The 8,912-nt window shown below is 62.7% G+C and carries 8 protein-coding genes and 1 pseudogene; 4 read left to right on the forward strand and 5 right to left on the reverse strand.

From position 1 onward, the window contains the following. Positions 1-30: 30 nt before the first annotated feature. From ACLCGK_RS05605 to coaBC, 3 genes and pseudogenes are all read right to left on the reverse strand, one after another. A pseudogene (locus ACLCGK_RS05605) lies at positions 31-1,398 on the reverse strand (phosphomannomutase/phosphoglucomutase); the annotation flags it as partial. A gap of 144 nt (positions 1,399-1,542) precedes the next feature. Further along, positions 1,543-1,998 carry a dUTP diphosphatase gene (gene dut / locus ACLCGK_RS05610; RefSeq protein ID WP_061550240.1) on the reverse strand — a complete coding sequence of 152 codons (456 nt, stop codon included), beginning with the start codon at positions 1,996-1,998 and terminating at the stop codon, positions 1,543-1,545. Between the two features lie 5 nt (positions 1,999-2,003). Further along, positions 2,004-3,215: a bifunctional phosphopantothenoylcysteine decarboxylase/phosphopantothenate--cysteine ligase CoaBC gene (gene coaBC / locus ACLCGK_RS05615; RefSeq protein WP_003253409.1), complete on the reverse strand. Its 1,212-nt coding sequence runs from the start codon at positions 3,213-3,215 to the stop codon at positions 2,004-2,006. Between the two features lie 128 nt (positions 3,216-3,343). On the opposite strand from coaBC, the gene radC reads away from it, so the two are divergent. Further along, positions 3,344-4,024, forward strand: a complete 681-nt coding sequence (gene radC, locus ACLCGK_RS05620; RefSeq protein ID WP_189121452.1) for a RadC family protein — start codon at positions 3,344-3,346, stop codon at positions 4,022-4,024. Positions 4,025-4,147: 123 nt separating this feature from the next. Here the strand turns inward: radC and ACLCGK_RS05625 are convergent, their stop codons facing one another. After that, positions 4,148-5,755 (reverse strand): ABC transporter substrate-binding protein, encoded by a 1,608-nt coding sequence (locus tag ACLCGK_RS05625; protein ID WP_100412836.1) that lies wholly within the window; start codon positions 5,753-5,755, stop codon positions 4,148-4,150. Positions 5,756-6,116: 361 nt separating this feature from the next. Here ACLCGK_RS05625 and rpmB point away from each other — a divergent pair, with 361 nt between their 5' ends. Together rpmB and rpmG are read left to right on the forward strand one after the other, a co-directional pair. Further along, positions 6,117-6,353 (forward strand): 50S ribosomal protein L28, encoded by a 237-nt coding sequence (gene rpmB, locus ACLCGK_RS05630; RefSeq protein WP_003258972.1) that lies wholly within the window; start codon positions 6,117-6,119, stop codon positions 6,351-6,353. Between the two features lie 10 nt (positions 6,354-6,363). Continuing rightward, complete coding sequence (gene rpmG / locus ACLCGK_RS05635; RefSeq protein WP_003253507.1) at positions 6,364-6,519, forward strand: 50S ribosomal protein L33; 156 nt, start codon at positions 6,364-6,366, stop codon at positions 6,517-6,519. 215 nt (positions 6,520-6,734) lie between these two features. Here rpmG and ACLCGK_RS05640 read toward each other — a convergent pair whose 3' ends face one another. Further along, positions 6,735-7,094 (reverse strand): cupin domain-containing protein, encoded by a 360-nt coding sequence (locus ACLCGK_RS05640; protein WP_410951458.1) that lies wholly within the window; start codon positions 7,092-7,094, stop codon positions 6,735-6,737. Positions 7,095-7,290: 196 nt separating this feature from the next. On the opposite strand from ACLCGK_RS05640, the gene ACLCGK_RS05645 reads away from it, so the two are divergent. Next, on the forward strand, positions 7,291-8,784 hold the full coding sequence (locus ACLCGK_RS05645) for an aldehyde dehydrogenase (RefSeq protein WP_039612332.1): 1,494 nt from the start codon (positions 7,291-7,293) through the stop codon (positions 8,782-8,784). Positions 8,785-8,912: the final 128 nt, after the last annotated feature.

Raw genomic sequence — 8,912 nt, forward strand, 5'->3', positions numbered from 1 at the left:
GCAGGGCTCCTGTAAGGAACAGATAGTCGGTCAGAACGGCAGTTGCAGCTCAGGCTCAACCCGCAGCAACTGGGTACGGAAAACATCCTTGATACGTTGCAATTCGGCGTCGCTGTCGGCCTCGAAGCGCAGTACCAGCACCGGGGTGGTGTTGGAGGCGCGAACCAGGCCCCAGCCGTGGGCGTAATCCACCCGTACACCGTCGATGGTGGTCAGGTTGGCTTCGCCCCAGTCGGCGTCGCGTTGCAGTGCATCAATGATGCTGAATTTACCCTCGTCGGTCACATCAATATTGATTTCCGGCGTGGAAATATCGTTCGGGAAGGCGGCGAACAGGTTTTCGGCGCTCTGCCCGGTCTTGCTGAGGATCTCCAGCAGGCGCGCGGCGCTGTAGATGCCGTCGTCGAAACCGTACCAGCGTTCCTTGATGAAGATGTGACCGCTCATCTCGCCGGCCAGCAGTGAGCCGGTCTGCTTCATCTTTTTCTTGATCAGCGAGTGACCGGTCTTCCACATCAGTGCGCGGCCACCGTGCTGCTCGATCAGCGGGGTCAGGCGGCGGGTGCATTTGACGTCGAAGATGATCTCGGCGCCCGGGTTGCGCGACAGCACGTCCTGGGCAAACAGCATCAGCAGGCGGTCGGGGTAGACGATGCTGCCAGTATTGGTCACTACGCCGACGCGGTCGCCGTCACCGTCGAAGGCCAGGCCGATGTCGGCGCCGGTTTCCTTGACCTTGGCGATCAGGTCCTCGAGGTTTTCCGGCTTGCCTGGGTCCGGGTGGTGGTTGGGGAAGTTGCCGTCGACCTCGCAGAACAGCGGGATTACTTCGCAGCCCAGAGCTTCGATCAGTTGCGGTGCGACCACGCCAGCGGCGCCATTGCCACAGTCCACCACCACCTTGAGCTTTCTGGCCAGCTTCACGTCGTCGACGATCTGCTGGAAGTAGCGGTCGAGGATCTCGACCTTTTCCACACGGCCGTCGGCGCGGCTCAGGTTGTTGGTTTTCAGGCGAGTCAGCAGGGCCTGGATCTGTTCGTTGGCCAGGGTATCGCCGGCGATGACGATCTTGAAGCCGTTGTAGTCCGACGGGTTGTGGCTGCCGGTCAGCATTACACCGGACTTGCCGGCCAGCACGTTGGCTGCGTAATACAGGGCGGGGGTGGGCACCAGACCGACGTCGCTGACCTGGCAGCCGGCATCGACCAGGCCCTTGATCAGCTGTTCGACCAGCATCGGGCCGGACAGGCGGCCATCGCGGCCGACCGAAACCTGCGGTTCGCCCTGGGCCAGGCTCTGCGCGCCGATGGCGCGGCCGATCCAGTAGGCGGTTTCGGCGTGAAGGGTTTTGCCGACCACGCCGCGAATGTCATACGCGCGGAAAATGCTGTCTGGCAGTGCGGCGGGGACCAGGTGGGCCATGTCGTTCATCTCTGGAAGCTCCATTAGTCAAAGGCTTTCTGGGCAGGCGCAAACTGAACGCTTGGACGGTGGTTTCGCCAGAGAGTTCGCCATCCTTGGCCTGAACGGTCATTTCTCGGCTCAGTGGCTGCCGGAATGGCCGAAGCCGCCAGCGCCGCGCTGGCTTTCATCGAACGCTTCGACGATGTCGAAATGGGCCTGTACCACCGGTACCAGCACCAGCTGGGCAATGCGCTCGCCAACGGCGATGGTGAACGGTGTGTTGCCGCGGTTCCAGCACGACACCATCAACTCGCCCTGGTAGTCCGAGTCGATCAGCCCGACCAGGTTGCCCAGCACGATGCCGTGCTTATGGCCCAGGCCCGAGCGCGGCAAGATCACCGCCGCCAGGCCAGGGTCGCCGATGTAGATCGACAGGCCGGTGGGGATCAGCAGGGTCTGGCCTGGCTCGAGGATGGTGTCTTCCTTGAGCAGGGCGCGCAGGTCCAGGCCGGCGGAGCCGGGGGTGGCGTACTGCGGCAGGGGGAATTCGGTGCCCAGGCGTGGGTCGAGGATCTTGGCTTGAAGAGCGTGCATGTAACTTATTGAACCTGATTGAGTCGTTCGGCGATGAAGGCGACCAGTTGCCGGGCAATCTTGCCCTTGCTGGTCTGCGCGAAGAGGGTCTGGTGCTGCTGGCGGTCGATCACGGTCAAGGCGTTTTCCTCGCTGTTGAAGCCGATGCTGGGGTTGGCCACATCATTGGCGACGATCAGGTCGAGGTTCTTGTCCTTTAGCTTGCGCGTGGCGTAATCGAGCAAGTGCTCGGTCTCGGCGGCGAAACCGACGCTGAACGGGCGGTCGGCGCGGCCAGCGATGGTGGCAAGGATATCGGGATTGCGCACCATCTGCAGCAGCATGCCGTCGCCGGTCGTAGGATCTTTCTTGAGTTTTTGCGTGGCAACGACTTCCGGGCGGTAGTCCGCTACCGCCGCAGAGGCAATGAACAGGTCGCATGGCATGGCCGCTTCACAGGCCGCGAGCATGTCCCGCGCGCTGACCACGTCGATACGGCTGACCCGGTCGGGGGTCGGCAGGTGCACCGGGCCGGTGACGAGGGTGACCCGAGCCCCGGCTTCGGCGGCCGCTTCAGCCAAGGCGAAGCCCATCTTGCCGGAGCTATGATTGGTGATGTAGCGCACCGGGTCGATGTTCTCCTGGGTCGGGCCGGCAGTGATCAGCACGTGCTTGCCGGTCAGGGCCTGGCGCTTGAAGCTTTCCGCGGCACACCAGGCCAGGTCGGTGGCTTCGAGCATGCGGCCCAGGCCGACGTCGCCACAGGCCTGGCTGCCGGACGCTGGGCCGAACACCTGGATGCCCCGGCTCTTGAGCAGTTCGAGGTTGGCCTGGGTGGCCGGGTCGCGCCACATGGCCTGGTTCATGGCCGGGGCCACGGCGACAGTGGCATCGGTAGCCAGTACCAAGGTGGTCAGCAGGTCGTCGGCCATGCCTTGGGCCATGCGCGCCATGAGGTCGGCGGTGGCCGGGGCGATCAGCACCAGGTCAGCCCACTTGGCCAGTTCGATGTGGCCCATGGCCGCTTCGGCGGCAGGGTCGAGCAGATCCATGTGCACCGGGTGGCCTGACAGCGCTTGCAGGGTTAGCGGGGTGATGAACTCTGCACCACCACGGGTCATGACGACGCGCACCTGCGCGCCGTGCTCCAGGAGTCGGCGAATCAGTTCGGCGCTTTTGTAGGCGGCAATGCCGCCACCCACGCCGAGAACGATGCGCTTGCGATACAGCCGCTGCATAGGCTTGCCTTTTTCCAGTGAGAGCGGGCGGCGACGTTTGAAAATGCCTGCGGCAGAACGTCGCATGTACGAGGCGAAATAGATTAACACAGGGCCGAAATGGGCCGCAGCAAGGGCAGAGGAGCGGGATGAATATCAGGGAGTGGCCGGCTGAAGAGCGGCCGAGGGAGAAGTTGCTGCAGCGCGGGGCGGCAGCGCTGTCGGATGCCGAACTGCTCGCCGTGCTGTTGGGGTCGGGGGTTGCCGGGCGGAATGTGCTGGACCTTGCGCGGGGGCTGCTGGGGCGTTTTGGTGGGCTCAGGCAGTTTCTCGAGGCCGATCGCGCAGCAGTGCTTCGCGAGCCGGGCATTGGCGCTGTGAAATACGCACAGTTGCAGGCGCTTTTGGAAATTGGCCGGCGTTATCTGGATGAGGACATCGAGCGCGCAGCGGCTCTCGAAAGCCCAGCGGCGGTGCGGCGTTATCTCAAGGCCATGCTGCGCCATGAGATCAGTGAAGTATTCGGTTGCCTGTTTCTGGATACCAAGCACCGGCCGTTGGCGTTCGAGATCCTGTTCAGGGGCACGATAGACCGGGCGAGTGTCTACCCGCGGGAGGTAGTGCGGCGGGCACTGCTGCACAACGCGGCGGCGTTGATCCTGTGCCACAACCATCCTTCAGGCAACAACGAGCCGAGCCAGGATGATGTGCATTTGACCCTGTCGTTGAAGCGGGGGCTGGCGTTGATCGATGTGCGGGTGCTGGATCACATCATCATCGGCGACGGGGAGCCGCTGTCGATGGTCGAGCATGGGTGGATTGTGGCTTAGGCACTTGTGCTGTCTGTCCCGGCCTTTTCGCGGGTAAACCCGCTCCTAAAGGAATAGTGCCATGTTGAAAGTTGGCGCGGTCCCTGTGGGAGCGGGCAAGCCCGTGAAGAGGCCGGTGCAGGCTTACTTGTTCACTGACACCTTGCTGAAATCCAACCGCCCGAACGGGCTCACCTGGTACCCCTCGACCCCTTGGCGCAGCAGCGTCGCCGCTGTCGGGTGCGCCAGCGGCACCCACAGCGCCTGCTGCTGGATCAGCGTCTGTGCCTGCTGGTAAAGCCGGCTGCGCACGCTCTGGTCGTTGGTGGTGCGTCCGGCGCTGATCAACTGGTCCAGGCGGCTGTCGCAGAAGCGTGCGAAGTTGGTCCCCGACTGCACCGCCGCGCAGGAAAACTGCGGGCTGAGGAAGTTGTCCGGGTCGCCGTTGTCGCCCGCCCAGCCCATGAACAGCAGGTCATGCTCGCCCGCCTTGGCGCGACGGATCAGCTCGCCCCACTCGATCACGCGGATTTCGGCCTTGATGCCGATCTTGGCCAGGTCGGCCTGCAGCATCTGCGCACCGAGGCTGGGGTTGGGGTTGAGCAGGCTGCCCGACGGGCGGGTCCAGATCGTGGTGCTGAAGCCTTCGGCCAGGCCGGCCTTGGTCAGCAGGGCCTTGGCTTTCTTCAGGTCCAGCGGGTAGCCGGGCAGGTCCTTGGCGTAGCTCCAGGTATTGGGCGGGTAGGGGCCGTTGGCGGCCACCGCGGAGTCTTCGAACACGGCCTTGAGGTAGGCCTGCTTGTCGAAGGCCAGGTTGATGGCCTGGCGCACCTCCGGCTTGTCCAGCGGCGGGTGCTGGCTGTTGATGGCGACGAAGGCTGTCATGAACGCCGGGGTGGTGGCCACCTTGAGGTTGCCGTCCTTGCCAGCTTCGGCAATGTCCAGCGGCTTGGGCGACAACGCGACCTGGCACTCGCCGCGCTTGAGTTTCTGCAGGCGCACGTTGGCATCGGTGGTGATGGCAAAGATCAGCGGATCGACCGCCGGCTTGCCGGCGAAGTAGTCAGGGTTGGCGCGATAGCGTACTACGGCGTCCTTCTGGAAGCGCTGGAAGATGAACGGCCCGGTGCCGATCGGCTGGCTGTTGAGCTTCTCCGGCGTGCCGGCCTTGAGCAGTTTGTCCGCGTACTCGGCGGAGTAGATCGATGCGAAGCCCATGCTCAACGTGGCCAGGAACGTGGCGTCCGGGTGGTTGAGGGTGAAGCGCACGGTGTTTGGCGCGGGTGCCTCGATCGCCTTGATCAGGCTGCCTAGTTGCAGCGACTGGGCATGCGGGTAGCCGCCCGGCGCGGTCTTGTGCCAGGCATGGGCGGGGTAGAGCATGCGCTGGAAGCTGAACAGCACATCGTCGGCGTTCAGTGGGCGGCTTGGCTTGAAGTAGGCGGTGGTGTGGAAGTTCACATCATCGCGCAGGGTGAAGTCGTAGATCAGGCCGTCGGCCGATACCGTCCAGCTGGCCGCCAGGCTCGGCACCACCTTGCCTTGCGCCGCGTCGAACTCCACCAGGCGGTTCATCAGCACATCGGCTGTGGCGTTGGTGGTGGTCAGTGAGTTGTACTGCACCACGTCGAAGCCTTCGGGGCTGGCCTCGCTGCAGACGCTCAGCGGGGCGGCCTGGGCAACGCTGGCGGCGATCAGGGCGCCTGCGGCGAACAAGGAGTTGAACAATAAGGAAAGGGCGGCGGCACGCATAGTGGCTCCTTGGCTGTCAGTGGCCCATCTGCCAGTGCAGTCTGGAAAAGGCCTACCCTAGTGTGCCCGTCGGGAAATGACCACACCCTTTTTTACAAAATTGGCGACGAGCGGTCGACGGCTGGCGGGGCCTGCCGCTATGCTGGCCCGGCGCGTCGGGGCTCGTGTCAATATTCATCTAATGTTGTTGCGGCCGAGTCTTTCTGGTATAAAGCAGCGCTCTTTTCTAGGGGCTCGGCCTGTCGCATCAGCGAATGCGGCCGATAAGACCTCCAGAATCACGGCGCCCAGGCGCCAAAGACTGAGAGATTAAGCGGCCAACCCATGCCGGGTTGGGCATGTGGTTTTAGAGGGCTGAGTCATGTCGAGAGTCTGTCAAGTTACTGGTAAGGGTCCAGTAACCGGGAACAACATTTCCCACGCAAACAACAAAACCCGTCGTCGTTTCCTGCCGAACCTGCAGCACCACCGTTTCTGGGTTGAATCCGAGAAGCGTTTCGTGCGTCTGCGCGTATCTGCCAAAGGCATGCGCGTTATTGACAAGCGTGGTATCGACGTAGTGCTGGCCGAGCTGCGCGCTCGCGGCGAAAAGTTCTAAGGAGAACGTCATGCGTGAATTGATCCGTCTGGTTTCGAGTGCTGGCACTGGCCACTTCTACACCACCGACAAGAACAAGCGCACCACTCCGGACAAAATCGAGATCAAGAAATACGATCCGGTTGTTCGCAAGCACGTGGTGTACAAGGAAGCCAAGATCAAGTAATTGATCGGCGACCTGAAAAAAACCCGCATCCGAAAGGACGCGGGTTTTTTTATGCCTGTGCTGGCCTCTTCGCGGGTAAACCCGCTCCCACAGGTACATCACAAGCCTTTAGGGTGGTGGAACGCCTTTTGGGGCGGGGTTACCCCTGAAAAGGACAGCACAACAAATCCTTGTGGGAGCGGGTTCACCCGCGAAGAGGCCGGCACAGCCTCAGATCATTTCTGCTCGAACATCACATAGATCTTGCGGCAAGGCTCCAGCACCTCCCAGGTGCCCTTGAAGCCGGCCGGGATGACAAACCGGTCACCGGCACGCAGGGTCTTGGCTCCGCCGTCCTGGTCACGCAGCACCGAAACGCCCTGGACGATCTCGCAGTACTCATTCTCCGTGTAGTTCACCTTCCACTGCCCGACCTCGCCTTCCCACACGCCCGCGGCAAACTGCCCGCACGGGCTGGAATAATGGTTGTAGACCGCCTGGTCTGGCTCGCCCTTGAGGATTTTTTCCGCCGCCGGGCGGTAGCGTTCGGCCTCGGTAATGACCTGCGCGAAGTCGATGATGCTGTCGATGCTCATGGTTCGGCTCCTGTTGTTGTTTAATAAAATGCACATGAGTAGGCTTTTGAGCCATTCGTGTCAAATATATTGATAGTTTACACGGGCTGGTTTAGGGTGTCGGTAGCTAAAATGCCCTCGACGCTTGGGCAGAATTCTGACAACGCCTGTGAGTCCTCAGTGCGGCGTTGCACCTATACAAGAGGAGGAGTTTCGTATGACCACCCTGACTCGTGCGGACTGGGAACAACGTGCCCAGCAACTGAAGATCGAAGGCCGTGCCTTCATCAACGGCGAATACACCGATGCCGCATCTGGTGAAACCTTCGAGTGCCTGAGCCCGGTCGACGGACGCTTCCTGGCCAAGGTTGCCAGCTGCGACCTGGCCGATGCCAACCGCGCTGTGGAAAACGCCCGTGCCACCTTCAATTCTGGCGTGTGGTCGCAGCTGGCCCCGGCCAAGCGCAAGGCCAAGCTGATCCGCTTCGCCGACCTGCTGCGCAAGAACGTCGAAGAGCTGGCGCTGCTGGAAACCCTGGACATGGGCAAGCCGATCGGCGACTCCTCCAGCATCGACGTACCTGGCGCGGCCAATGCCATCCACTGGACTGCCGAAGCCATCGACAAGGTCTACGACGAAGTCGCCCCGACCCCGCATGACCAGCTCGGCCTGGTCACCCGCGAAGCGGTGGGTGTGGTCGGAGCCATCGTACCGTGGAACTTCCCGCTGCTGATGGCCTGCTGGAAGCTCGGCCCGGCCTTGGCCACCGGTAACTCGGTAGTACTCAAGCCGTCCGAAAAGTCGCCGCTGACGGCCATTCGCATCGCCCAGCTAGCCATTGAAGCCGGTATCCCGGCTGGCGTGCTGAACGTGCTGCCAGGCTACGGGCACACTGTGGGCAAGGCCCTGGCCCTGCACATGGACGTCGACACCCTGGTATTCACCGGTTCGACCAAGATCGCCAAGCAGCTGATGGTTTATGCGGGCGAATCGAACATGAAACGCATCTGGCTGGAGGCAGGCGGCAAGAGCCCGAATATCGTCTTCGCCGACGCTCCGGACCTGCAAGCTGCCGCCGAAGCTGCCGCCAGCGCCATCGCCTTCAACCAGGGCGAAGTGTGCACCGCCGGCTCGCGCCTGCTGGTCGAGCGTTCGATCAAGGACAAGTTCCTGCCGATGGTGGTCGAGGCCCTGAAAGGCTGGAAGCCAGGCAACCCGCTGGACCCACAGACCACCGTCGGTGCCCTGGTCGACACCCAGCAGATGAACACCGTGCTGTCGTACATCGAGGCTGGCCACAAGGACGGCGCCAAGCTGCTTGCTGGCGGCAAGCGCACCCTGGAAGAAACCGGTGGCACTTATGTCGAGCCGACCATCTTCGACGGCGTGACCAACGCCATGAAGATCGCCCAGGAAGAAATCTTCGGCCCGGTGCTGTCGGTGATCGCCTTCGATACTGCCGAAGAAGCCATCGCCATCGCCAACGACACGCCGTATGGCCTGGCCGCTGGCATCTGGACCTCGGACATCTCCAAGGCCCACAAGACCGCCCGCGCCGTGCGCGCTGGCAGCGTCTGGGTCAACCAGTACGACGGCGGCGACATGACCGCGCCGTTCGGTGGCTTCAAGCAGTCGGGCAACGGCCGTGACAAGTCGCTGCATGCGCTGGAGAAGTACACCGAGCTGAAGGCGACCTGGATCAAGTTGTAATCCCGTGGGGCCGCTTCGCGGCCCATTCGCGGCACAAGGCCGCTCCTACAGGGGTATGCGTTTCCCTGTAGGAGCGGCCTTGTGCCGCGATAGGGCTGCACAGCAGCCCCAATAAAGCTACCTGCCTG

Source organism: Pseudomonas sp. S1(2024) (genome assembly GCF_046557535.1).

Excerpts from the sequence above, each read along its gene's own strand:
- rpmG (WP_003253507.1), top strand. The coding sequence starts at position 6,364 with ATGCGTGAATTGATCCGTCTGGTTTCGAGTGCTGGCACTGGCCACTTC.
- ACLCGK_RS05645 (WP_039612332.1), top strand. The coding sequence starts at position 7,291 with ATGACCACCCTGACTCGTGCGGACTGGGAACAACGTGCCCAGCAACTG.
- dut (WP_061550240.1), bottom strand. The coding sequence starts at position 1,998 with ATGCACGCTCTTCAAGCCAAGATCCTCGACCCACGCCTGGGCACCGAA.
- ACLCGK_RS05640 (WP_410951458.1), bottom strand. The coding sequence starts at position 7,094 with ATGAGCATCGACAGCATCATCGACTTCGCGCAGGTCATTACCGAGGCC.
- ACLCGK_RS05625 (WP_100412836.1), bottom strand. The coding sequence starts at position 5,755 with ATGCGTGCCGCCGCCCTTTCCTTATTGTTCAACTCCTTGTTCGCCGCA.
- radC (WP_189121452.1), top strand. The coding sequence starts at position 3,344 with ATGAATATCAGGGAGTGGCCGGCTGAAGAGCGGCCGAGGGAGAAGTTG.
- rpmB (WP_003258972.1), top strand. The coding sequence starts at position 6,117 with ATGTCGAGAGTCTGTCAAGTTACTGGTAAGGGTCCAGTAACCGGGAAC.
- coaBC (WP_003253409.1), bottom strand. The coding sequence starts at position 3,215 with ATGCAGCGGCTGTATCGCAAGCGCATCGTTCTCGGCGTGGGTGGCGGC.